This is a genomic window from Stenotrophomonas sp. Steno-Z10-BAI (assembly GCF_056393115.1).
Map to the genome: position 1 here is coordinate 18,263 of NZ_JBWJOZ010000003.1, position 23,833 is coordinate 42,095.

The window sequence follows — 23,833 nt, forward strand, 5'->3', positions numbered from 1 at the left end:
AGGAACGAGGCATCCACACAGGTCGCTGTCGCCGCGCAGGGTTTGCAGGCACGCCACGAGCGGCTAAGGTCGTGTCCCGAACAGCAGCAGGCAAGGACAGCGATGACGCGCGGACGATGGGCAATGGTGGTGCTGATAGCAGCCCTGATGGCGGCGGCCCTGGCATGGACTTTCCTGCGCGAACCGGCCGCGCCCGCGCCGCCGCCGGGCCCGGTGGCGACCGTGCTCGGCTGGACGCCGCAGTTCAGCGTGCTGGCCGGCGACGGTGTCGGTGGCAGCGCCGAAGGCCCCGCCGCCCAGGCGCGCTTCGCCGATCCCTACGGGCTGGCGGTGGACGCGCACGGCGTGGTCTACATCGCCGATGCCGGCGACAACAACCGCATCCGCCGCGTTCACCCCGACGGCCGCGTGGACACGCTGGCCGGGCACGGCGAGGGCTGGCGCGATGGCGCCGCGCTGCAGGCGCAGTTCAATACACCGTCCGGCATCGCGTTGGATGCGGCCGGCAACGTCTTCGTCGCCGATACCGGCAATCACGTGATCCGCCGCATCGCGGTGGACGGCACGGTGAGCACGCTGGCCGGTGATGGCCAGCGGGGGTTCGTCGATGGCCCGGCCGCGCAGGCGCGCTTCGATGGGCCGATGGGCGTGGCGGTGGATGCCGGCGGCCGCGTGTACGTGGCCGATACCTACAACGACCGCATCCGCGTCATCGAACCCGACGGACGGGTGCATACCGTCGCCGGTGGTGAGCGCCCAGGGCTGGTGGAGGGCATCGGCGCGGGCACCCGCCTGGATACGCCGGTCGCGCTGGCACTGGATCCGCTGGGAAATCTGCTGATCGCCGACCTGTTCAACAACGCGATCCGCCAGCTTGCGCCGGATGGCACGCTGAGCACGCGCGTGGCCGACGGTGGTCTGCTCAGTGGGCCCCTGTCCGTGGCAGTAACCCACGACGGGGTGATCTACGCCAGCGACATCAACGGCAAGGTGGTGCAGATCTCGGCGCAGGGTCATCAGCTGGCCTTGGCCGGTGTGCCGCCGCAGCCGCGCTTCGCCCGGCCGACCGCGCTCGCGCTGGATGCCGATGGCGGGCTGTATCTGGCCGATGCCGCGTCCTACCGGGTGCACCGGCTGCGTGCGCTGGCCGCGGGCCAGACTGCGCCGCCGGCCCTGATCGGCCCGGCACCGGACGCGCCGTTGCCCGACACCGCCGGCCGTTGGCCACTGGCCCCGCAGGACGGGTGGCATGAGGTGGTCGGCACGCTGGGTGAAGTGCGCGGGGATTTCAAGGGCGAGAGTCGCCACCACCTGCACGGTGGCTTCGACATCCGCGGCGATGTCGGTCAGCCGGTGCTGGCGATTGCCGACGGCAAGGTCGATACGCCGTTCGCGGCGTGGTCGGTCGGCGGCCAGGCCGAAGGCCTTTCGCTGGGCCGGCTCAAGTACATCCACATGAAGGTCGGCCGTGACCCGCGCGATCGTGCGTTCGATCCGCGCTGGCAGCAGGTGTCCGGTGAGGACGGCACGTTGGAGCGCATCCGCGTGCGTCGCGGCACCCGTTTCGCCGCCGGCGAAGCGCTGGGCAGCATCAACCGCATGGCGCATGTCCACCTGAGCGTGGGCGCCAGTGGCTTCGAGCGCAATGCGGTGGCGCTGGGCTTCACCGGCTATGCCGATACGTTCGCGCCGCGCATCACCGAGGTCGCCGTGCTGGACGATCTGGACCAGCCGATCAAGGCCGGTGCCGACGGACGCGTTGCGATCCCCCGCCAGGGCCCGGGCGTGCAGATCGTGGTGGAAGCATGGGACCAAGTGGATCGCAACCTGCCACGGCGGCGGTTGGGGCTGTACCAGGTCGGCTACCAGGTGCTGGACGCACAGGGCCAGCCGCTGGCCGGCTACGAGCAGCCGCGCTTCAACATCGTGTTCAACCGGATGCCGCGCGAAGACAGCGCCACCCGCGTGGCCTATGCGCCGGACAGTGGCATCACCGTGCATGGCAGCGCGGTCACCCGGTTCCGCTATCTGGTCACCAACACCGTGCGTGACGGATTGGTCGAGACCGGGCGCTGGCAGCCGGATGCGTTGCCGGCCGGCGAGTACATCCTGCGTGCCAGTGCGCGCGACTACAGTGGCAATGAGGCGGTCGGCCCGCGCGATCTGAAGATCACGCTGCTTCCCTGAGCGACATCAGGCGCCGACGCGCACGCGCTCGGCGTCCATGTCGGCCAGGGGCCGCACCTCGATGCTGCCGAAACGCGACCACGGGAATTGCTGGGCGATGCGCATCGCCTCGGTGTGGTCCGGCGCGTTGATCAGGTTGAAGCCGGCCAGCAGTTCGTGGGTCTCGGCGAACGGGCCATCGGTGATCCGGGTCTGGCCCTGACGCACACGTACGGTGCGCGCGCTGTCGACCGGTTCCAGCTTCTGCGCGAGCACCAGCGTGCCCTCGGCCTGCAACCGGTCGGCGTGCTGCAGGCAGTCGTGCATCAGGCGGTCGTACTCTTCGCCGGGCAGGGCGTGCAACAGGCCCTCGTCGATATAGATCAGCAGAAGAAATTGCATGGCCGGACCGGGGTGGGCGGGGGAATCCGCATGATGCCCCAGCCCGCGCCCGTGGCGTGTTGCAACGCCGCAGCGGTGCCCTGTTCAGCGATGGAAAAATAAATCGGTCGGGCCTGTCGATTTCCGCCTCGCCGGCACGTTGTATCCAGTGAACGGCCCGGGGTCCGGGCTGGCACACAGGAGCACCCCGTGAAAGTCATGGTACTGGTCAAGGCAACGGCGGCCACCGAGGCCGGTCAGCTGCCCACCGAGCAGGAGATCCGCGCCATGGGCGCCTACAACGAGCAGCTGGTCCAGGCCGGGATCATGCTGGCGGGCGAGGGCCTGCACCCGACCTCGCGCGCACGCCGGGTGGCCTTCGGCAGCGAACCGCCGCGGGTGATCGACGGCCCGTTCGCCGAAACCCGCGAGCTGGTCTGCGGGTTCTGGCTCTGGCAGGTCCGCTCGCTGGACGAGGCCACCGGGTGGCTCAAGCGCGCGCCGTTCGCCGCTGGCGATGTGGTCGAGCTGCGGCCAATCCTCAGTGCCGAGGATTTCGGCGCCGCCTTCACTCCTGAATTACAGGCGCAGGAACAGCGTCTGCGCGACCAGATCGGCACGGCCGATTGATCCATCCCGCATGCCTGGAGCATTCCCATGAAACTGATTCCGTTCCTCGGCTTCAACGGCAAGACCCATGAGGCCATGGCGTTCTACGCGCAGGTGCTCGGCGGCAAGGTCACCTCGGAGATGAAGTACCGCGATATGCCACCGATGGAGAGCAAGGAGGGCTGTGGCGAGATGCCGCCGGAAACGCTGGACCACGTTGCCCACAGCCAGCTGGAGGTTGGCTCGGCGGTGCTGATGGCCGCCGATGGCCCGTCGCCGGACGGTCAGGGCAGCACCACGATCAACATCGAGGTCGACTCGATCGACGAGGCCGAGCGCGTATTCAAGGCGCTGGCCGACGGGGGTGAGATCAAGATGCCGATGACCGAAACCTTCTGGGCCCATCGCTGGGGCTTTCTGATCGACCGCTACGGCAAGCCGTGGATGGTCAACTGCATGAAGCAGCCTTGATTCTTCCGCTCAACAGGAACCGTCCACATGTCCAACGCGACGCAGCAGATGATCTTCGTCAATCTCCCGGTGCGTGATCTGGAGGCCTCCAAGGCATTCTTCGCCGCCCTCGGCTACACCTTCAACCCGACTTTCACCGATGAGAAAGCGGCCTGCATGATCATCAGCGACAGCATCTTCGTGATGTTGCTGGTGGAGACCTTCTTCGCGCAGTTCACGACCCAACCGATCAGCGATGCACGCCGCCAGACCGAGGTGATCACCTGCCTGTCGGCCGAGAGCCGCAAGGCGGTCGATGTGCTGGTGGACACGGCGCTGAAGGCAGGTGCCCGTGAGCCGCAGCCCGCGCGTGACTACGGTTTCATGTACCAGCGCGGCTTCCAGGACCTGGATGGGCACCTGTGGGAGATCGCGCACATGGAGGGCGAACCCGGGTGACGGCACGCCGCGGTGCGGCTTGTGCCCCGGCCGCACCGGTGCTCTGATCGGCCGCATGGACACGGCACTGACGCAACGACTGGAGACGATCTGGCGCATGGAATCGCCAGTGTTGACCGCCCGCCTGACCCGCCTGCTTGGCGGCGATGTCGGCCGTGCCGAAGAGCTGGTCCAGGACACCTGGCTGGCCGCGCTGGAGCGCTGGCCCAGCCAGGGCGTGCCGGACAACCCCGGAGCGTGGCTGATGACCACCGCGCGCAACCGCGCCATCGATGTGCTGCGCCAGCACCAGCGCGTCGCCGGCCAGCATGCGCAGTACGGCAGCGAGCTGGAGCCGCTGCCATTGCCGGCGCCTGACGACAGCGGTGCGCTGGAAGACGATATCGGCGATGACCTGCTGCGGTTGATGTTCGTCGCCTGCCATCCGGTGCTGGCCGCCGATGCGCGTGTGGCGTTGACGCTGCGGCTGCTCGGCGGGCTGACCACCGAGGAGATCGCGCGCGCGTTCCTCGCCTCGGAGCCGACCATCGCCCAGCGCATCGTGCGTGCCAAACGCACCCTGGCGCAGAAGCAGGTCCCGTTCGAAGTGCCGCGCCAGGCCGCCTTGCCGGAGCGGTTGGCTTCGGTACTGGAGGTGGTCTACCTGATCTTCAACGAAGGCTATGCGGCCAGCGCCGGCGACGACTGGATGCGCCCGGCCTTGTGCGATGAAGCGCTGCGGCTCGGCCGCGTGTTGGCCAGCCGCCTGCCGACCTGGCCGCAGGTGCACGGGCTGCTCGCGTTGATGGAACTGCAGGCATCGCGCACCGCCGCGCGCACCGATGCGACCGGCACACCGATCCTGCTGCCCGACCAGGACCGCACGCGCTGGGACTGGCTGCAGATCGCTCGTGGCCAGGCGGCCCTGCAGCAGGCGATTGCGCTCGGTGGTGGTGACGATCCCTATGCACTGCAGGCGGCCATCGCCGAGTGCCACGCACGCGCACGCCGCGCCGAAGACACCGATTGGGCAAGGATGGCGGCGCTTTACGCGCGGCTTGCGCAGGTGCAGCCTTCGCCGGTGGTGGACCTCAATCGGGCCGTTGCCGTGTCGCGTGCGCAGGGAGCTGCGGCGGCCTGGCCGCTGGTCGAGCAGCTCAGCGCTGATGCGCGCCTTCGCGACTATGCGCCGCTGGCCGTAGTGCAGGGCGACCTGCTGGCCCAGCTGGGCCGTGCGGCCGACGCACGGGCGGCGTTCGAGCGGGCAGCAGCGCTGACCGCCAACGGCCGCGAACGCGCGCTGTTGCAGGCGCGCGCGGAGGCTCTGGCACAAGGCTGACGCAATCTCATCTTGTCGGTCTGCATGGTTGCGGCTATCGTTGCGCCCTTCACAAGCATGACTGGGGCCGACCCCCGGTCAGCAACCACAGGGACAAAGGCTGATGCCGTCAGGGAAGAAACCGCCACGCGCGATGCGCGCGTGGTTGCTGCTGTGCGTGTTCCTCATCACCCCGTTCGCGCATGCGGCCGACAAGGTACAGCAGGCGTACTGGGCTGGCTTCGCCTATACCGGCGAGCAGGCTGCCCGCAGCGAGGTTGCGCCGCATAGCACCCGGGTCATCGACCGGCGCGGTGCGGAGGCCTTGAACCAACAGCTTGCCGGTGCCCTGCGCCGCCAGCCGCCGAGTCACCTGCAGCTGATCAGCGACCAGCTTGCCAAGCTGGATGGCACCACCAGCGCCACCGTGCTCGCCGCGGCGCTGGACCGTGAACTGGTCTCGGTCGAGCCGATCGGCGAGCAGTACAAGGTGCTGGTGGAGGTGGCACTGCAGGCGCTGTTCTTCGATTTCCGCGAGCGCCAGGTCATCGCCTCCTACCCGGTGACGCTGCAGCGTATCGACCTGCAGGACGACCGCCCGTCCGAAGGGGATATCGACGCGATCATCGCCGATCTGCTCTATGGCACTGCTGCCACCGCACTGCCGCAGGTACTCGCACAGACCCTGGCCAACGCGCAGCTTCCCAACGCCTCGATGCGGCGGCTGCAGGTGGGTGGGGTGACGTTGTCCGATGCGGCCCGGGTCAAGCTGCCCGACCCTGCGATGGAAGGCACCCTGCGCGCCACGCTGGCCCATGAGCTGTCCAAGACGCTGTCGTCCAACACCGGTATCGGCCTGTTGCCACCGGCCACCGGGGAAGCGATCGGCGGTGCGATGGCCGCGCGCTTTGCCGACGGAAAGGTGTATCAGCTCAAGATTCCCGAACCCGATTACGTGGTCACGCTGACGCTCGACGCAATGAAGAGCGGCGTCGTCAATGAAACCGCGGCCATGAAGACGATGCTGTTCGGCGCGTTCTTCCAGGTAAAGGTGACCGAGCCCTTCTCCGGCAAGGTGTATTTCGACCAGCCCCTGCGCAAGGGTGCCACCAAGGTGGTGCCGGTCACGCAGTGGCGGGTGGACCAGTGGTCGGCCAACTACGAAACCGTGTTGGCCGGCTTTGATGCGTTCGCTGGCGCTGCTGCCAAACGGGCGGATTCGCGCGCCTGGCTGGATGAGCAGAAGCCGGGCGGACGCCCCCTGCAACAACAGATCCAGGCCCTCCAGGAGTTGATCAAGTCATGTCGTTGATTCGTGCTGTACTGCTGATTCTCATTGCATTGATGGTCACCGCGCCGGTCGCGGCGCAGACCGCCAGTTCCCGCGGCATGGGCTCGGCCAGCTATGGTCTGCGCCTGAGCGCCGATACCCGTGCCCAGGCCCTGAACAAAGCCAAGGTCAACGCACTGGAAGCCTATATCGCCGAATCGGGCGCGGCCAAGCTGCGCCTGTTCGAGTCGCGCCGTCCGGAGTTCATCGGCGAGATCGACCGCTTCGTGCTCTCCACCGTGACCCTGTCGGAGAACGAGGACAAGAAGGCCAAGACCTACACGATCAGCGTTCGCGCCGAGATCAACATCACGCTGCTGCAGACCAAGCTGGATGCCGGCTCGGCCGTGGCCGGCGCACGAAGCAACGAACGCTCGCTGCTGACCTTCCTGTTCATGGCGCGCTCGCAGGACACCGTGCAGTCGTTCCAGGACAAGGAATACCGCCGCGTTGACGCCAGCCGCAGCTATGACGAAAACACCCGCGAAGGCGACTCCTTCCGTGGCAACTCGGTCAGCACCAACGGCAGCGTCAACCAGAACGCGTCGGTGTCGGTGACCAGCGGCGGCAGCACCACTGCGCGCAGCGACACCATCAGCTGGAAGGTGGCCAACGCCGCCGAGGTCAACACCGCGATGACCGGTGCCTTCAGCAGCGCCGGCTACGAAGTGGTTGAAGCGGAGTACGTCGAAGGCGAAAGCGGCGGCCTGCTCAGCATCGATCGCATCCGCAAGGATTTCAGCACCGGCAACGACCTGTCTGCCGCCACCCTGCGTGATACCGCCAACGGCATCCGCGCCGCGAACATTCCGTACATCGCGGTCGGCACCCTGGATATCGGCATGCGTGACCGCGATCCGGCCTCGGGCAATACCCGCGTGTACGTCACGGTGACCGGCAAAGTGCTGGACGTGACCGGCCGCTTCCCGCGCACCGTCTCTTCGGTCGGCCCGGTGCAGTACGCCGGCCTGGGCCCGAACGAAACCGTCGCCCGTACCAATGCGTTGCGCGAGGCTGCCGAACAGGCCGCCCAGCAGATGATCAACGAGCTGAACGTCAAAGCCGTTCGTTGACGCCGTGCGGCGAACATCGGTGCGCCGCACGCCCCATTGCCTCCAGATCGTTTTTTTCGCCCATGCCTGCACGGGCGTTCTTCCCTCACACAGGACCCATCCCATGATCCGTACTACCGTCATCGCACTCGCCGTCGCTGCCTCCTTCGCCGCGCCCGCGCATGCTCAGTTGAGCAAGCTCAAGGGTCTGGTCGGCGGCGCGACCGCCACCGAAGCCAGCGCCGCCGGCGCCCCGGACGAAGCCGCGCAGGACGCACTGGTGCGCCGTTTTGTCGCGTCGCAGTCGCATTCGCTGGCCGCGCAGACCTCCTTCGCCAAGGCCTTCGGTCTGGCCGAGCAGGTGCAGCTGCTGGAAGCCGAGCGTCAGGCGCTGTCGTCCGGTGCGGTGGACGTGAGCAAAATGAAGAAGTCCGTGTCTGTCAGCGAAGCCGCCCAAGCGGCGATCGATGAGCGCGTTGCCGCGCAGCCGGAACTCAGCGCCGAATCCAAGCAGTACTACACCGAAGGCCTGGTCTCGCTGATCGCCTCGGCGGCTGAAGGCCAGAAGCTGAGTGGCGAAGCCAGCAACTTCGCCGGTGGCATGAAGAACCTCGGCGCGGCGCAGATGGCCACGCTGGGCCGCAAGCTGGTCGCCGGTGCGTGGGTCGCCAAGGAATCCCCGGGCTACCTCAAGGGCCTGTACGACACCTCCAAGTCGGCGATGACGTTCGCCCGCGCCAGCAAGATCAAGGTGCCGGGCAATGCAGATGCGATGCTCGACGGCCTGAACTGATCCGGGACGGCCACGCATGCAGATTTCTACCCGACTGCTGAGCCTGGCCATCGCCGCTACCCTGCTTGCCGCGTGCGGCAAGCAGGAGGCGCCGGTGGACGAGGTTGCCAGCAAGACTGAATCCAAGGTGCTTTCGGCTGCGAATGCCGACACCGAGCCGTTGCGCGGTACGCCTGATTTCGGCGGCACCACCCAGGTCGCGCGGGAAGCCGACGGTATCGGCAGCACGCCGGAACTGGCTGTACTGGCTGCGCTGCAGTCGGCCGTGGCGCAGGTCAACGGCGTCCGTGTCGCCAGCCAGATGCAGACGCTCCGCGCCGGTCTGGATGTCGATGTCGACGGTCACCACGTCGGCAGCCTCCAGGCCAATGCCTTCGCCCAGCAGGCGATCGCGGCGTCGCAGGGAGCCGTGCTGGGCTACGAGATCCTCTCGCAGGAGGAAATCCGTCAGATTGATGAGGAAGTGATTGAACGCGTGCGGGCCAGCGATGCCGGCTTCACGTACGCCGCCTCGGCGTCGGCCAGTGGCTCGGCACAGGCGCAGGCCGACGCGAGCGGACAAGGCGGTTCGGCTTCGGCCAGCGTCAAGCAAAGCTACAAGGAAAGCGCGAAGGTCGATGCCAAGCGGGGGGCGAGTTCGTACGAGTCCGACGTCAGCCATCGCACCATGCGCAGCTACTGGAAGGTCCGCATCCGTGCCGACATCGCCAAGTACCGCGCACCGGACGAGCAGGGCCGGCCGAAGATCGTCGTCGCCCTGCCGCACGTCCGGTCGGGTAGCTATGCCGTCGGCGATGGCCGGGTAAGCAGCGAAGAGGTGGCGCGTGCCATCCGTGCACGCCTGTCCGACACGCTGACCCAGACCAAGCGTTTCATCGTGCTCGATCGTGAGTTCGGCGATGAAATGCAGGCCGAGATCGATCACATCAACAGCGGCAACGTGCGCCTGCAGGACACCGCACGCCTGGGCCAGCAGCTGGCGACGGATCTGATCCTGATTCCGAGCATCGAGCGTTTCGAGTACCCGCGCAGCGTGCGTCAGCTGCGCATGTCCGATCGCCAGGTGAGCTCGTACTCCGGCGGCGGTCGCATCACGTTGCGGCTGATAAACGCGGCCACCGGTGAAGTGGTGATGTCCGACAGTTTCGACCACCAGTTGGCCTCGACCGGGCCGAGCACGCTGCCGCGTGTGGTGGACGGCAAAGGCATGGCCGCGACGATGATGGATTCGCTGTCCGGCCAGATCGGGACCGCGATCATCACCGAGATCTTCCCGGTCTCGGTCGTATCGTTGAGCGGTGACCAGGTGGTGCTGAGCCAGGGCGGCGACGCGCTGCAGGTCGGCCAGCGCTGGCAGGCGGTGATGCTGGGCGAGGCCCTGAAGGACCCGCAGACCGGCCGCTCGCTGGGGCGCAATGAGACCCCGTGCTGCACGATCCGCATTGATCGCGTTGCCGCGCAGACCTCGTACGGGACGCTGGAAGAAGGTGCGGATCTCGGCGGCGCAGGCTTCCGCCCGGGTGCCATTGAACTGCGCAAGCAATTGGGTGCGGTGAAGCCAGCCACGACCGCTGCGGCGCCGTCGGGTAGCGGCAAGGCACCGGTCCGTGCCGCCAAGCCTGCCGCGGCGGCCAAGCCGGCAGAAGATCCGAACTGGTAAACGATGGCGCCGGGCCTTGGCCCGGCGCCTGTCCAGCCGCGGCATCGCCTACACTCGGGGTCCAGGTTTGGTCCCGTTGTGGAGAGAGCGATGAAGCGAGTAGTACTGAGCGTGCTGGCCCTGTCGGTGTCTGGCGCCCTGATGGCGGCGACGCCCAAATTCGACGGCGCGCGGATCTCCGCCGACGTCAAGGAGCTGGCCTCCGATGCCTACGAAGGCCGCTCGCCGGCCACGGCCGGTGAAGAAAAGACCATCGCCTTCCTGAGCAAGCAGTTCGCCGCGGCCGGCCTGCAGCCGGGCGGCGACCTCAAGGACGGCAAGCGCCTGTGGACACAGGCCGTGCCGCTGCTCAAGGGCGATATCGTCGGCACCCCGAGCCTGTCGCTGAGCAGCAAGGGCACGCCGCAGACGCTGAGCCAGGGCAAGGAAATCGCCGTGCGTGCCGCCATGAACGGTGCCAGCGAGGTGGACATCAAGAACGCGCCGCTGGTCTTCCTGGGCTACGGCGTCAAAGCCGGCGAGCGCAACTGGGACGACTTCAAGGGCGTGGACCTGAAGGGCAAGATCGCGGTCGTGCTGATCAACGACCCGGACTTCGAAACCGGGCAGGGCGATTTCGACGGCAAGGGCATGACCTACTACGGCCGTTGGACCTACAAGTACGAAGAAGGCGCGCGCCAGGGCGCCCTGGGTGTGCTGATCGTGCACGAGACCGCACCGGCCTCGTATGGCTGGGCCACCGTGGCCGGCTCCAACACCAACACCATGTTCGACGTGGTCCGCGACAACCCGGCCGAAGCGCATCCGCTGCTGGAAGGCTGGATCCAGCGCGATCTGGCGGTGGAACTGTTCAAGCGCTCGGGCCTGGATTTCGAGGCGCTGAAGAAGCAGGCGCAGACCCGCGACTTCAAGCCGGTCGAGCTGAAGGGCGAGACCTTCTCGGCCAAGTACGCGGTCAAGACCGAGGTGATCACCTCGCACAACGTGGCCGCGCGCCTGGAAGGCAGCAAGCATCCCGACGAGACCGTGATCTACAGCGCGCACTGGGATCACATCGGCGTGGGCAAGCCCGACGCCAACGGCGACACCATCTTCAACGGTGCGCTGGACAACGCCAGCGGCACCGCCTCGCTGGTCGAGCTGGCGCGCGGCTTCGCCAAGGCCAAGCGTCCGGAGCGTTCGGTGCTGTTCCTGGCCGTCACCGCCGAGGAAAAGGGCCTGCTCGGCTCGGAGTACTACGCCAGCCACCCGCTGTATCCGCTCGGCAAGACCGTGGCGCTGATCAACATGGATGGCATGGCGCCCTTCAGCCCGTCGCGTGATTTCGGCATCTACGGCTCGGCCAAGCTGGAACTGCTGGACCAGCTCAAGGACGTCGCCAAGGGCTGGGACATCCGCTACACCCCCGATCCGAAGCCGGAAGCCGGCCTGTTCTTCCGCTCCGATCACTTCCCGTTCGCCAAGCGCGGCGTGCCGGCGGTGTCGTACTCGGCGGGCCAGGATTGGGTGGAAGGCGGCGTCGCCGCGGGCAAGGCGGCGTCGGATGACTACACCGCCAAGCGCTATCACCAGCAGGGTGACGAATGGCAGCCGGACTGGACCTTCGCCGGTGCCTCGCGCGATCTGGAAGTGCTGTACACGCTGGGCAACCAGCTGGCCAACTCGCGCGCCTGGCCGAACTGGAGCGAAGACTCCCAGTTCCGCGCCCCGCGTGACGCCAGCGCCGCCGAGCGGAAGTAGTGCCGGCCGCTGGCCGGCTCCTCGCTTGAATGATCGGAAATGTGGGAGCCGGCCGCTGGCCGGCCTCCCCAGCAGCACGGCCGGGAAACAACGCAGCCGACCAGCGGCCGGCACGACCACCGGCCACCGGCCGGCTTCAATCCCCCAAACGCCGCCTTCGTCGCATGCCGCTTGTTCCCCGTGGCGGCAGGGCTATGCTCGCCTCACTCCCTATGTGATGACGCCGCCGTGTTCGCCAGCCTCTCCCTGATCTTCCGCATTCTGTTGGCCTGGGCCGCCGCCATCGTGGTGGCGGGGTTTGTCTGGAGTGGCTTCTTCCATGGCATGGACGAAGGCCCCGGCTGGGTGTTCGGCTTGTTGGCCCTGTTCGTGATGGTGACGGCCCTGGGCAGCTGCATCGCCCATATTCGCCGGGTCCAGCATGCGGCCGGGCGCCTGGACGCGGCCACCCTGTCCAGCCGCCAGCGGCGCCAGATCGAGGTCCCAATGGATGCGGGCCCCGCCTTCGCCTTGGTCGAAGCCGCCATCGCCGAGCTGCCGCGGGTGGAAGACATCGAAAGCGCTCCGGGCAGCCTGCAGGTCCGTGCCTACGTACGCCGCGTGGATCCCTACAACGGCCGCCCACCGTCACGCTGGAACCTGCCTGCGCGGCTGGCGATCAAGCGCAACAGCGTGCTCGCCACGGTCACGCCGGGGCAGGGCACCAGCAGCGTGACGCTGCTGTTCGAGCCCGATGCCGGGGTCTGGGCCGATCTGCTCGCCGTCGACGAAGGCAGCAACCATGAGAACGCCGAAGCGGTCGGCCGTGCGATCACCCGTCGGGTGGCCGAGCAGCGCCGCGATGAGCAGGCCGCCGCCGAGCAGACCGCAACCGAGAAGGAACTCTCGGTGGCCAAACTCAACCTGCTGCATGCCCAGGTCGAGCCGCACTTCCTCTACAACACCCTGGCCAACGCGCAGGTGCTGACTCGCACCGATCCACCGCGCGCGGATCAGATGCTCGGGCACCTGATCCAGTACCTGCGCAGTTCGCTGCCCAGCGTGGACGAATCGATGTCCACCCTGGGCGTGGAGCTGGAGCGCACCCAGGCCTACCTGGAAATCCTCAAGATCCGCATGGGTGCACGCCTGGCCCTGCAGGTGGATGTGCCGCCGGCGCTGACCAGCCTGCCGCTGCCGTCGATGGCGCTGCAGACCCTGGTGGAGAATGCGATCAAACACGGGCTGGAACCCAAGCCCGGTGGTGGCACGGTGTGGATCATCGCGCGCGCCTTCGAGGACCATGTCACCCTCACCGTGGCCGATGACGGCCTCGGCTTCGGGCAGGGCACCAGCGGTACCGGGATCGGCCTGAAGAACCTGCGCGAGCGCCTGCGCCTGACCTGCGGTGAGCGCGCCGGCGTGGCCATCGTGTCCAATTTCCCCAGCGGCGTGGCGGCAACGATCACCCTGCCGCGCGATGCCCGGGAGGCGATCCATGCAGCTTGATGCACTCATTGCCGAAGACGAAGACCTGCTGCGCCAGTCGCTGGTCGCCCAGCTGCAGCGGCTATGGCCCGAGCTGCGGCTGGTGGCCGAATGCGAGGATGGCGCCAGTGCGCTGGAGCGCTTGGCCGAGCTGAAGCCGGACCTGGCCCTGCTCGACATCCGCATGCCGGGCATCACCGGCATCGAGGTGGCCCGCGCGCTGCCCGAGATCAGCCCGCGCACCCAGGTGGTGTTCGTCACCGCTTACGACCAGTATGCGATCGATGCCTTCGAACAAGGCGCGATCGACTACCTGCTCAAGCCGGTCAGCGATGAGCGTCTGCTCGCCACGCGCGAGCGGATCCTGGCCCGCATGCAGCTGGGCCGACCGGACAGCGGGATGCTCGAGCAGCTGCTGCAGCGCCTGGGCCAGCAGCCCGCCGCGGCCTCAAGCGCGCCGCCGTTGGCCTGGATCACCGCCAGCAACGGGCGCGACACCCAGCTGATCATGCTCGAAGACGTGATCTACTTCCGTGCCGACAGCAAATACACCACCGTGGTCACCGAGCAGGGCGAAAGCCTGCTGCGTACCTCACTGCGCGAACTGCTCGATGCGCTCGATCCGCAACGGTTCCGCCAGATCCACCGCTCCACCATCGTCAACATGAAAGCCGTCGCCGCGGTCACCCGCGATGACACCGGCCGCGGCCAGCTGCGCTTGAAGCACCGCGCCGAAGTGCTCAATGTCAGCCAGCCCTTCATGAGTCTGTTCCGCGGGATGTAACGCGCCTTTTCTTTCGTCTGGAGCCTGCCATGCGTATCGCCGTTCTCGTCAGTCTCTGCGTGCTGGTGCTGGCTGCCTGCCAGCAATCGAGCAACACCTCCGTCACCCGCATCCGCGCCAATGGCGTGGATACGCTGTACAGCAAGACCACGGTCGACAACGGGGTGGCCAACTTCGATTGCATCGCCAGCAGCAGCGGCCACTGCCATTACCTGGTGCTGGACGCGCGCTGCGGGAAGGACACCGACTGCCCCTATCCGCCTCTGCACCGGTTGGCAGTGGCGGTCGGCAAGACCGAGCAGATGGCCGGGCTGCCGGCCGGCTTCCGGCACTGCGTCAGCGCGGTCCAGAAAGAACAATGCCACCGTGAGTGATCACGGTGGCATCGTGGCTCCCCCCGCGTTTCAGTAGGGTCAGAACGCCGGTTGCAGATGCAGGTTGGTACCGTTGGGCTGCTCGCCGACGTGGTTGAGCTGCCCGACCAGTTCGGTGTGCTGCTTCATCCGGCCGATCTCGCGCATGATGCGGATGTCCTCGTGGCGCAGCTCGCGCTTGGCGCTCACGGCCTGCTTGTAATCCAGGACTTCCGGATAGTGATGGGCCATGTCCAGCGCTTCGGCCACGCATTCCACCGTATCGGCATCGGAGGTGATCCGGGCGCGGCTGTTGAAGGCCTTCATCCAGCGCTCGAAGCCGGCGGTGTGATCGAACATGTTGGCCATGAACCAGATCACGAACAGGATCGAGACCCATGACCCGAACACGATCACCACGCGGGTGAAGGTGATATGGAAGTCATCCTTCCACAGGTAGTTGCTGATCAGGCCCAGGATCAGCAGCGAGGACGCCTGCCACCCGACGATCGAGGCCATCAGCCATTGGCCCTTGGCCTTGGCGAGCACCGCGACTTCTTCGCGGATCTGCTGTTCACTCTTGTTACGCCAATGCGCGACCTGTTTTTCGAACGGGCTGCTGTACAGCTCGTTGTCCTGCAACAGCAAACCCAAACCTTTGAACAAAGCGATCATGACGAGCTCCTTCTGGAACGTGCGGCAGCGCATTGGACGACGTTGTGGCACGTCCAGTTCTAGCACTTTCACGGCGCTTGGCAATGGGCAAAGCGCAAAGATCCGGCGTCATTCCTGCCTGAATGGGCAAACTCGCAGCGGATTTGCGCACTGCGGCACGTAAATCACCGGGTAAATAGGCCGCGGACGCCGGTTCTCATGCTGCAGTTGCACAATGCGCAGGCCCAGCGCCACCGTGCCCTCGCCAGCCCCGGCGGTATCACGCAGAATTGACGCATCCGCGCGAAACGCCGGTCCGCTCCGCCCTCGGTACTGTTGATGTCTTCCCTGCTGCGTTCGCTTGCCCGCCCTGCCACCGCCCCGATCCGCCGCTGGGTGCTGGGCGCCTTCCCCCGCGGCCAGAGCGGGATCGATTACGACCATCCGCTGGGCGATCCCGGCTGGTTCGGCCCGGACAGCATCACCTGGCGCGTGCACTCCGAGTTTCCCGGCATGCTCGCCGGCGGCCTGTGTGCCCTGATGCTGCAGACCCTGCATCCATTGGCACTGGCCGGGGTGTACGACCACTCGAACTTCCGCGATGACCTGGTGGGCCGCCTGCGCCGCACCACCGCGTTCGTCGCCGGCACCACGTACGCACCGAGCGCGGAAGTGGAGGCGCTGATCGCCAAGGTGACCCGCATCCATGCACAGGTACGCGGGCACACCGCCGACGGCCGCGCGTATTCCGCCGACGATCCGGCGCTGCTCACCTGGGTGCACGTCACCGAAGCCTACGGCTTCCTGCAGGGCTGCCGACGCTATTGCCGCGACGTGCCCACGGCGGTCGCCGACCGGTATTACCGCGAGTACAAGCGCGTGGCCGAGGCGCTCGGCGCCACCGATGTACCCGCCTCGGAAGCGGAGGTCGACGCGTACTTCGCGCGCCAGCAATCCGGGCTGGTGTTCGATGCCCGTTCGCAAGAAGTACTGGCGGTGTTGTCCGGCATCCGCTTGCCGGTACCGATGGCGGGGTTGTCGCGCGAGCTGTTCCTCGGTGCGGGCGCGGCGCTGTTGCCGGACTGGGCGACGTCGATGCTGCCACGCACGCCGATGCAGCGTGCGCAGTCGCGTGCCTCTACGGTGATGTTGAGAGGCATGGCGCCTTTGTTCCGACGTGCCCTGCAGGATGGCCTGGCGACGCGGGCATGCACGCGGATGGGCGTGTCGGCTGGGGTGCTTGCTGATTGGCCTTGAAGCGGCAGGCGCCTGTGTCCGCTGGTTGGGTCGGGCACGTGCAGGCTTCCGGGACTCGCTGCAAGTCCCGCTCCGCGGCCCGGCCCAGCCGCTGGCGGCTGTGCGTTCAGTCGCATGCGAGGCAGTGCCTCGCAAGCAATGCGCCTTCACCCAAGTAAGCTCGTATGCCGCCACCCCACCCATGCCCGCCCCCTGACAATTGGCTGGTGGCCATGCTGAGGTCAAAAGCCAGCGAACAGCACCACGCGGCAACGCGGAGTAGCAGCGCTGCACAAACGCGGAGAAGTAGGGCTAAGCAGCAGACTGAGTAGCAGTGCCAACCAGTGGATCAGAGTGACGATGCTGGGCAGCTAAAGAGCTAAACGGCTACACGGCTACACGGCTACACGGCTAACAGCTGAACAGCTGAACAGCTGAACAGCTGAACAGCTGAACAGCTAAACAGCGAAGCAGCACAGAAGTGCAGAAGTGCAGAAGTGCGGAAGCCCGGAGGAGCAAAGCGGAGCAGCAAAGCGGCGCTGTGTTGCTCGACGAAGCCGAGCAGCAAAACTACAGAACGAATCTGGGTAGCAAAACAAATGTACTCACTGTCGCAGCTGCGGAGCCAGCGCCAGCTTTTCCCCGCGCGCACCAGCCCACTGTCAGAAGGTGGGCATGGGTGGGGTGGCGGGACCGTATGCCGCCATGGATGGCGGCATACGAGCTTATTTGGGTGAAGGCGCATTGCTTGCGAGGCACTGCCTCGCATGCGACTGAACGCACAGCCGCCAGCGGCTGGGCCGGGCCGCGGAGCGGGACTTGCAGCGGGTCCCGACACCCCACCCATGCCCGCCCAAACCAGCGCAAACGCAAACCCCAGCCGTGGCTCTGCTCCAGCTCTGCAGCTCTGCAGCTCTGCAGCTCTGCAGCTCCGTAGCTCTGTAGCTCTACAGCAAAAAAAACGGGCGCCGAAGCGCCCGTTCTTTCATCTCAGCAAAGCGCGATGAAAAGCCTCACCACACCTTGACCCGCTTCTCCGGCGCCAGATACAGCCTCTGGCCTTCCTTCACCTCGAAGGCCGGATACCACGCATCCAGATTGCGCACCGTCAACGCACGGAACTGCCCCGGCGCATGCACATTGGTCAACAGCGAATTACGCAACGCCTGCTCGCGCGCCTTGCTGCGCCACGCCTGCGCAAAGCCCAGGAAGAACCGCTGATCCGGCGTGAATCCCTCCAGCGTCTGGCCCGGCTTGCCCTGCAACGACAACTGATACGCGTCGTAGGCCGTCGACAGACCCGCCACGTCCGCAATGTTCTCGCCCAGCGTCAAACGACCATTCACCGACACCCCCGGAAACGGACTGTAGCTGCTGAACTGCGCCGCCAGCGCATCCCCGGCCGCGTTGAACTTCTTCAGATCTTCCGCCGTCCACCAGTTCTGCAGCTTGCCCGTCTCATCGAACAGCGCACCGGCGTTGTCGAAGCCGTGGCTGATCTCATGGCCGATCACGGCACCGATCGCACCGTAGTTCACCGCATCATCGGCCGCACCGTCGAAGAACGGCGGCTGCAGGATCGCGGCGGGGAACACCAGGCGGTTTTCCAGCGGCACGTTCATCGCATTGATGGTCTGCGGCAGCATCGCCCACTCGCTGTGGTCCACCGGCTTGCCCAGCTTGGCGATGTTGCGGCGGTACTCGAACAGCTCTGCACGCTCGGCATTGCCCAGCGCGTCATCGCGCTTGATCTCCAGGCCCGTGTAATCGCGCCACTTGTCCGGGTAGCCCATGCCCACCGTCAGGCCATCGACCTTGGCCTTGGCACGCGCCTTGGTCTGCGGCGACATCCACGCCAGCGCATCGATGCGCTTGGCGAAGGCGGCAATGATGTTCTTGGCCATCTCGTCCGCACGGGCCTTGGTGGCCGGGTCGAAATGACGCTCGACGTACAGCTTGCCGATCGCTTCACCGACGGCATGGTTGCTGTCATCCACCGCACGCTTCCAGCGCTCGCTCTGCTGCGGGGTGCCGTTGAGCGTGGTGCCGTGGAAGGCGAAGCGCGCATCGGCGAACGACTTGGGCAGGTACGGGGCGGCGCGGTCCAAAGCATGGAAGGCGAGGTAGTCCTTCCAGACTTCCAGCGGCTCGGTCGCGACCAGGCGCGAAATGCCGGCCACGGCCTTGGGCTGCCACACGATGAAGTCCTGCTGGGCGTCCAGGCCGGCCGAGGCCAGGAAGGCGCTCCAGTCCATCCCCGGCGCCTTGGCGCTCAGGTCGGCCTGCTTCCAGGCGTTGGCGCCCTTGGCGACGTCGTTGGTGTCTTCCTGGGTGGCGTGGGCCTGGGCGATCTTGGTCTCCAGCGCGAGGATGCGCTGCGCCTTGGCCGCCGGATCGGCGACGCCGGCCAGCTGCAGCACCTGGGCGATATACGCCTGGTACTGCTTGCGGATCTCGGCCATGCGGCCGCCCTGCAGGTAGAAGTCGCGGTCCGGCAGGCCCAGGCCGCCCTGCACCAGGTAGGGCGCGGTGCGGTCCGGCTGCAGCAGATCCACCGAGACCCACACGCCGAACAGGCGGTCGGTGTAGAAGTTGGTGGCGTTGAGCAGGTCCACATCGGCGCGCAGGGTGCCGCCCAGCGCGGTGGCCAGCGCGGCCTTGTCGCCGATGCCCGCGATGGCGTCCAGCGCTGGCTTGACCGGGGCGGCACCGCGTGACTCGATGCCGGTCTCGTCCATGAAGGCGGCGTAGTAATCGCCGATCAGCTTGGTCTCGCCCTCGGCCGTGGTATCGGCCGCGGCGCCTTCGAGGATCGCGCGGGTGTCGGCCAGGGTCTTTTCGGAAATGACGTTGAAGCTGCCGTAGCTGGAACGGTCGGCCGGGATCTCGGTGTTCTTGACCCAGGTGCCGTTGGCGAAGCCGAAGAAGTCATCGCCGGCGGCGATGCTGCGGTCCATGCCGGCGGCGTCGAAGCCGAAACTGCCGAGCTGCGGCTTGGGCGCGGCCGGTTCGGCCGGAGCGGCGTCGGGCGCGGCCGCGGCCGGCGCAGTCGCCTGGCGGTCACAGGCGGCCAGGCTCAGCGACAGGCTGGCGGCAATGGCGAGCATCAGGGTGGGGCGGCGCAGCTTGGACATTGAGCTTCTCTGCAACGGAAACATCCAAGTCTAATCCTGTCCCGGGCGCACGGTTATGCCGGCTTCGGCGGCATCGGGTACCGGATCTGCCCGTCCCCGGATTCACCGAGGTGAACGGCCTATTGCGGTGCTTCCCGTCCTGCGCGTGCTCGTGCATGCTGGTACGGCACGGATTCCGCGCGCGCCCGTCGGCGCCCGCGTGACGATCATGGCGTCAAGAATCCCGGGCAGCGGCCGCTCAGGTTTGGGGAAACCAGGAAGCGTGTACAGATGAAGTCAGCCTGTCGTTCGGGAAAAGGGTTGCGATGCCCGCGTTGAACCGTGCCCTGGCGCGGCCACTGCGGACGTTCGTGTGGCTGGGGGTTTCCCTGGGCGCGCTGCTGGCTGGCGGGCTGGTGGCGACACTGGTCAATGATGGCCAGCGCCGACAGGAAGCCGCGCAGCGCCAGAGTTCGGCGCTGGCGACCGGCGCCCAGCGCCTGCTGCGGCTGGAGCTGCGCAATCTGGAGCGGGTGATGCAGGGCATTTCCCGGGATGGTGCGCTGCTGTTCCAGCGCGTGCCGGCGCAGGCTCCCGATCTGCTCGATGCCAGCATCGCCGGCGCCCTGCAGCGGCATGCAGAACTGCACAGCATCGTGGTGGTCGACCAGTACGGGCGCGCCCTGACCAGTGGCAGTGGCGACCTGCAGCTGCCGTTATGGGCGGTGGATGACAACCGCGGCCACGGCAGCCAGGTGTTCCTCGGCCCGCCCCAAGCGCTGGATGCCGCGCAGTGGATCCTGCCGCTGGCGCTGCCCATGGGCGGCGACCGCTGGCTGCTGGCGCGGCTGCGCACGGCCGAACTGCAGTCGATCATCGGCGGTATGGACACCGGCGATGCCGGCGTGATCTCCATCACCGACCCGCATGGCTATGTGCTGGCGCGCAGTCCGGACCCGGCCGGGGTGGTGGGGCGTCGTTTCGGCCTGGCCAAGCGCGAGCTGCTGCGCCGGGACGCGTTGACCCCACTGGGGACCGAGATCAGCGCGGTCGATGGCATCGAGCGGATTTCCAGCCTCAGCACGCTGGCGCAGTACCCGCTGGCGGTCTACGCCGGGTTGGGCCGGCGCGATGTGCTGGCAGCATGGTGGCCGTATGTGCAGGCCTCGATCGGCGTCTACCTGCTGTACTGGGCGCTGTTCGGCGCGGTGTATGTGAGCCTGCGCCGTGCCACCCGCGATCAGGACACGCTGAGCGAGGAGCTGCGCACCGGCCATGCCGAACTGCGCATGGCGCACCAGGTCGGCAAGGTCTGCACCTGGTACGTGGATGAGGATGCCTGCCTGCTGCGCTGGTCACCGCTGGCGCGCGAGATTTTCGGCATCGACATCGAGAGCCTGCCGGTCGCCGATTTCTTCGCACGCGTGCACCACGAAGATACCGTACGCATGCAGCAGGCCTTCGACGCCGCGTTTGCCGGCAGCGGCGTGCTCGATGAAATGTTCCGCCTGGTGTTGCCGGGGGGCGCGATCCGCTGGGTGTCCGCGCGTGGCCAGCGGGTGGCGGTGGTGGACCGTGAGCGCCGCATGATCGGTGCATTGACCGATGTCAGCGAGCGGGTCGATGCGCTGGCCAGGGTGCAGCAGGCCGAGCGGCAGTTCCGGCTGCTGTTCGACCGCAACCCGGCGCCGTTCTGGGTGTTCGATCCGGACACGCTGCGCTTCCTGGAAGTCAACGAAGCGGCGGTGCGCCAGTACGGCTACAGCCGCGATGAATTCCTGGCGATGAGCATCCTGGATATCCGCCCGCGCGAAGGCTGGGAGGAGATCCGCGGGGCGATTGCACAGGCCCGCATCGGCGACGTGCAGGATGCGCAGGTGCGCCTGCACCAGCGCAAGGACGGCACCGTGTTCGAGGTCCGCGCGCATCTGGCCCGGCTGGATTTCGACGGGCGCCAGGCCTGCCTGGTGCTGGCCGAGGATGTCAGCGAGCGGTTGGCCTACGAGCGCGATCTGGCGTATCACGCCACCCACAACCCGGCGACCGGCCTGCTCAATACGCGTGCGCTGGCCGCGCAGCTGGACGAGGAGGGCGGGGCGTACACCATTGCCTACGTGCAGTTCCGTGGCCTGCAGCTGGTCGCCGATACGCTCGGCCGGGAGGTCGGCGACGTAGTGCTGCAGGCGATGGCCAAGCGCCTGGGCGGGCTCGGCGTGCGCTATGGGCTGCTGGCCTTCCAGCCGGCCGAGGATTTCATCTTCGCCATCCGCGACGACCATCAACACCAGACTGCGCTGGATACGCTGGTGCAGACCGTCTCAGAGCCGGTGCGCGGGCAGGACTGGCTGCATCAGTTCGAGCCGCGCATTGGCGTGGCGGTCAAGGCCGACGCCGACATCAGCACCGCCGAGCAGGTGATCGGCATGGCCGCGCAGGCCGCGCATGCGGCGCGCGACGAAGGCAACGTGATCGCCTGGTATGACGCCACGGTGAGTTCGCGCTTGTCCGAACGCCTGCGCCTGGCCGGGCGCATCCACAGCGCGATCGACACCGAGTTCGAGCTGTATTACCAGCCGATCTGCCACGCAGGCGACAGCAGTCCAGCCGCGCTGGAAGCCCTGCTGCGCTGGCCGCAGGCCGACGGCAGTTTCATTCCACCGGGTGAGTTCATCCAGCTGTGCGAAGACACCGGCCTGATCCTGGCGCTGGGCCGCTGGGTGATCCGCGCCGCCGCGCAGGCACAGCGGCAACTGGTCGATGCCGGCTGGGACCTGCCGATCGCGGTGAATGTCTCGGCGGTGCAGTTCTTCAACAGCGACCTGGTGGCCGAGTTCACCCGCGCCAGCCAGGAATACGGGCTGGCCCGCGGTGCGCTGCAGGTCGAGCTGACCGAGAGCAGCCTGATGCGCAAACCCGGCCAGGCCAAGCAGACCATGCAGCGGCTGCACGAGCAGGGCATCTGCATCTCGCTGGACGACTTCGGTACCGGCTATTCCAATATGTCCTACCTGCAGCACCTGCCACTGGACATCCTCAAGATCGACCGCAGCTTCGTGGCCGACGTGGAAACCAATCCGCGTAATGCCTCGATCTGCCGTGCACTGCTGTCACTGGGGCACAGCATGGGCCTGACCATCATCGCCGAAGGCGTGGAGACCCCCGGGCAGCACCAGTGGCTGGCTGCGCACGGCTGTGACCAGGTGCAGGGCTATCTGCTCGGCCGCCCGATGCCGCTGGCCAACGTCATCGCGCAGTTGGAGGCGGTGGAGGCGTAGTGCGCCGGGCGTTGCCCGGCCGCCGCCACGCATCATCCGCCCAGAGCTTCCACCAGGTAGTCGATGAAGCTGCGCACCTTCGGCGCCAGATGGCTGCGGCTGGTGTATACCGCATGGATGCCGATGCCCGGCACCGTCCACTCCGGCAGGACGCGCTCCAGCCGCCCGTCGGCGAGCGCGTCGGCGACCAGGAAATCCGGCTGCACGATGATGCCCATCCCGGCGATCGCGGCCTCGCGCAGCACATCGCCGTTGTTGGCACGCACACCGCCACGTACCGGCACGGAGACCTCCCCGCGTGGCCCCTGCAGCTGCCACGCATCCCCGCCGCCCCAGTAGCTGTACTGCAGGCACTCGTGCGCGGCGAGATCTTCGGGTTGCTGCGGCCGGCCATGCGCGTCCAGATATGCCGGCGCCGCGCACAGGCTGATCTGCGCGTCGGCCAGCTTGCGGGCGATCAGTGCCGGGCTGGGCTGGCGGGTGATGCGGATCGCCACGTCGTAGCCTTCTTCGACCATGTCCACCAGGCGGTCGGACAGCGACAGGTCCAGCTCCACCTGCGGGTAGCGCGCGCGGTAGCCGGCCAGCAGCGGGCCCAACCGGGCGATGCCATAGCTGACCGGCGCGTTGATGCGCAGCCGCCCCGAGGGCTCCAGGGCCTGCGCGCTGATGCCGGCCTCCAGCGCATCGAACTCGGCCAGCAGCCGCACGCACTCGGCGTAATAGGCCGCGCCCGTGCTCGTCGGGCTCACGCGGCGGGTTGTACGGTTGAGCAGCCGGGTCGAGAGGCGTTTTTCCAGCGCGGCGATCTGCCGGGTCACTCCCGCGGTGGACAGGTCCAGGGCCTGCGCGGCGGCACTGAAGCCGTTGCGCTCGACCACGGCGACAAACACACGCATGGCATCCAGAGTGTCCATTGTTTCTATTTCCGAAATAAATAGCGTCGATGCATCGTATTTATTGGCAAGGCTGCGCGCAATAAGCTCAGGGCCGTCGTCGCGCTATTGGAGTCCG

At 67.1% G+C, this 23,833-nt stretch carries 19 protein-coding genes; 15 read left to right on the forward strand and 4 right to left on the reverse strand.

What is annotated here, in order from left to right:
• Positions 1 to 102 precede the first annotated feature (102 nt).
• On the forward strand, positions 103 to 2,187 hold the full coding sequence (locus tag AC06E9_RS08960; protein WP_478055938.1) for a gluconolaconase: 2,085 nt from the start codon (positions 103 to 105) through the stop codon (positions 2,185 to 2,187).
• A 6-nt stretch (positions 2,188 to 2,193) separates the two neighbouring features.
• On the opposite strand, the gene AC06E9_RS08965 is transcribed toward AC06E9_RS08960, so the two are convergent.
• On the reverse strand, positions 2,194 to 2,568 hold the full coding sequence (locus tag AC06E9_RS08965) for a YciI family protein (protein WP_478050313.1): 375 nt from the start codon (positions 2,566 to 2,568) through the stop codon (positions 2,194 to 2,196).
• A 189-nt stretch (positions 2,569 to 2,757) separates the two neighbouring features.
• Here AC06E9_RS08965 and AC06E9_RS08970 point away from each other — a divergent pair, with 189 nt between their 5' ends.
• The 12 genes from AC06E9_RS08970 to AC06E9_RS09025 all read left to right on the forward strand — a co-directional run bounded on the left by AC06E9_RS08970 (position 2,758) and on the right by AC06E9_RS09025 (position 14,562).
• Positions 2,758 to 3,177, forward strand: coding sequence for a YciI family protein (locus tag AC06E9_RS08970; protein ID WP_478055939.1), 420 nt, complete (start codon positions 2,758 to 2,760; stop codon positions 3,175 to 3,177).
• Between the two features lie 27 nt (positions 3,178 to 3,204).
• Positions 3,205 to 3,627 (forward strand): VOC family protein, encoded by a 423-nt coding sequence (locus tag AC06E9_RS08975; RefSeq protein ID WP_152152999.1) that lies wholly within the window; start codon positions 3,205 to 3,207, stop codon positions 3,625 to 3,627.
• A gap of 27 nt (positions 3,628 to 3,654) precedes the next feature.
• On the forward strand, positions 3,655 to 4,065 hold the full coding sequence (locus tag AC06E9_RS08980) for a VOC family protein (RefSeq protein ID WP_152153002.1): 411 nt from the start codon (positions 3,655 to 3,657) through the stop codon (positions 4,063 to 4,065).
• Positions 4,066 to 4,120: 55 nt separating this feature from the next.
• Complete coding sequence (locus tag AC06E9_RS08985) at positions 4,121 to 5,383, forward strand: RNA polymerase sigma factor (protein WP_478055940.1); 1,263 nt, start codon at positions 4,121 to 4,123, stop codon at positions 5,381 to 5,383.
• Positions 5,384 to 5,516: 133 nt separating this feature from the next.
• Entirely contained in the window at positions 5,517 to 6,674 is a 1,158-nt protein-coding gene (locus AC06E9_RS08990; protein WP_121042403.1) for a hypothetical protein, read from the forward strand.
• The gene (locus AC06E9_RS08995; RefSeq protein WP_478055941.1) at positions 6,665 to 7,765 is read left to right on the forward strand and encodes a hypothetical protein; all 1,101 of its coding nucleotides are present in this window, start codon (positions 6,665 to 6,667) and stop codon (positions 7,763 to 7,765) included. Before AC06E9_RS08990 ends, AC06E9_RS08995 begins: the two co-directional genes overlap by 10 nt.
• Before the next feature lie 103 nt (positions 7,766 to 7,868).
• Positions 7,869 to 8,537: a hypothetical protein gene (locus tag AC06E9_RS09000; protein ID WP_121042407.1), complete on the forward strand. Its 669-nt coding sequence runs from the start codon at positions 7,869 to 7,871 to the stop codon at positions 8,535 to 8,537.
• 16 nt (positions 8,538 to 8,553) lie between these two features.
• Positions 8,554 to 10,197, forward strand: coding sequence for a CsgG/HfaB family protein (locus AC06E9_RS09005; protein WP_259261700.1), 1,644 nt, complete (start codon positions 8,554 to 8,556; stop codon positions 10,195 to 10,197).
• Positions 10,198 to 10,287: 90 nt separating this feature from the next.
• The gene (locus tag AC06E9_RS09010; RefSeq protein ID WP_152153011.1) at positions 10,288 to 11,937 is read left to right on the forward strand and encodes a M28 family metallopeptidase; all 1,650 of its coding nucleotides are present in this window, start codon (positions 10,288 to 10,290) and stop codon (positions 11,935 to 11,937) included.
• A 228-nt stretch (positions 11,938 to 12,165) separates the two neighbouring features.
• The gene (locus tag AC06E9_RS09015) at positions 12,166 to 13,425 is read left to right on the forward strand and encodes a sensor histidine kinase (protein WP_121042413.1); all 1,260 of its coding nucleotides are present in this window, start codon (positions 12,166 to 12,168) and stop codon (positions 13,423 to 13,425) included.
• Positions 13,415 to 14,188 (forward strand): LytR/AlgR family response regulator transcription factor, encoded by a 774-nt coding sequence (locus AC06E9_RS09020; protein ID WP_313211749.1) that lies wholly within the window; start codon positions 13,415 to 13,417, stop codon positions 14,186 to 14,188. Before AC06E9_RS09015 ends, AC06E9_RS09020 begins: the two co-directional genes overlap by 11 nt.
• A gap of 29 nt (positions 14,189 to 14,217) precedes the next feature.
• Complete coding sequence (locus AC06E9_RS09025; protein WP_152153013.1) at positions 14,218 to 14,562, forward strand: hypothetical protein; 345 nt, start codon at positions 14,218 to 14,220, stop codon at positions 14,560 to 14,562.
• A 39-nt stretch (positions 14,563 to 14,601) separates the two neighbouring features.
• Here the strand turns inward: AC06E9_RS09025 and AC06E9_RS09030 are convergent, their stop codons facing one another.
• Positions 14,602 to 15,216: a hypothetical protein gene (locus AC06E9_RS09030; protein WP_183073795.1), complete on the reverse strand. Its 615-nt coding sequence runs from the start codon at positions 15,214 to 15,216 to the stop codon at positions 14,602 to 14,604.
• A gap of 318 nt (positions 15,217 to 15,534) precedes the next feature.
• Between AC06E9_RS09030 and AC06E9_RS09035 the strand changes: the two genes are divergently transcribed.
• A complete protein-coding gene (locus AC06E9_RS09035; protein WP_478055942.1) occupies positions 15,535 to 16,452 on the forward strand; it encodes an oxygenase MpaB family protein in 918 nt (305 codons plus the stop codon).
• A 992-nt stretch (positions 16,453 to 17,444) separates the two neighbouring features.
• Here AC06E9_RS09035 and AC06E9_RS09040 read toward each other — a convergent pair.
• On the reverse strand, positions 17,445 to 19,565 hold the full coding sequence (locus AC06E9_RS09040) for a M13 family metallopeptidase (RefSeq protein ID WP_478055943.1): 2,121 nt from the start codon (positions 19,563 to 19,565) through the stop codon (positions 17,445 to 17,447).
• 305 nt (positions 19,566 to 19,870) lie between these two features.
• On the opposite strand from AC06E9_RS09040, the gene AC06E9_RS09045 reads away from it, so the two are divergent.
• Positions 19,871 to 22,819, forward strand: coding sequence for a bifunctional diguanylate cyclase/phosphodiesterase (locus AC06E9_RS09045; protein ID WP_478055944.1), 2,949 nt, complete (start codon positions 19,871 to 19,873; stop codon positions 22,817 to 22,819).
• A 32-nt stretch (positions 22,820 to 22,851) separates the two neighbouring features.
• On the opposite strand, the gene AC06E9_RS09050 is transcribed toward AC06E9_RS09045, so the two are convergent.
• Positions 22,852 to 23,736, reverse strand: coding sequence for a LysR family transcriptional regulator (locus AC06E9_RS09050; protein ID WP_121042429.1), 885 nt, complete (start codon positions 23,734 to 23,736; stop codon positions 22,852 to 22,854).
• Positions 23,737 to 23,833 lie beyond the last annotated feature (97 nt).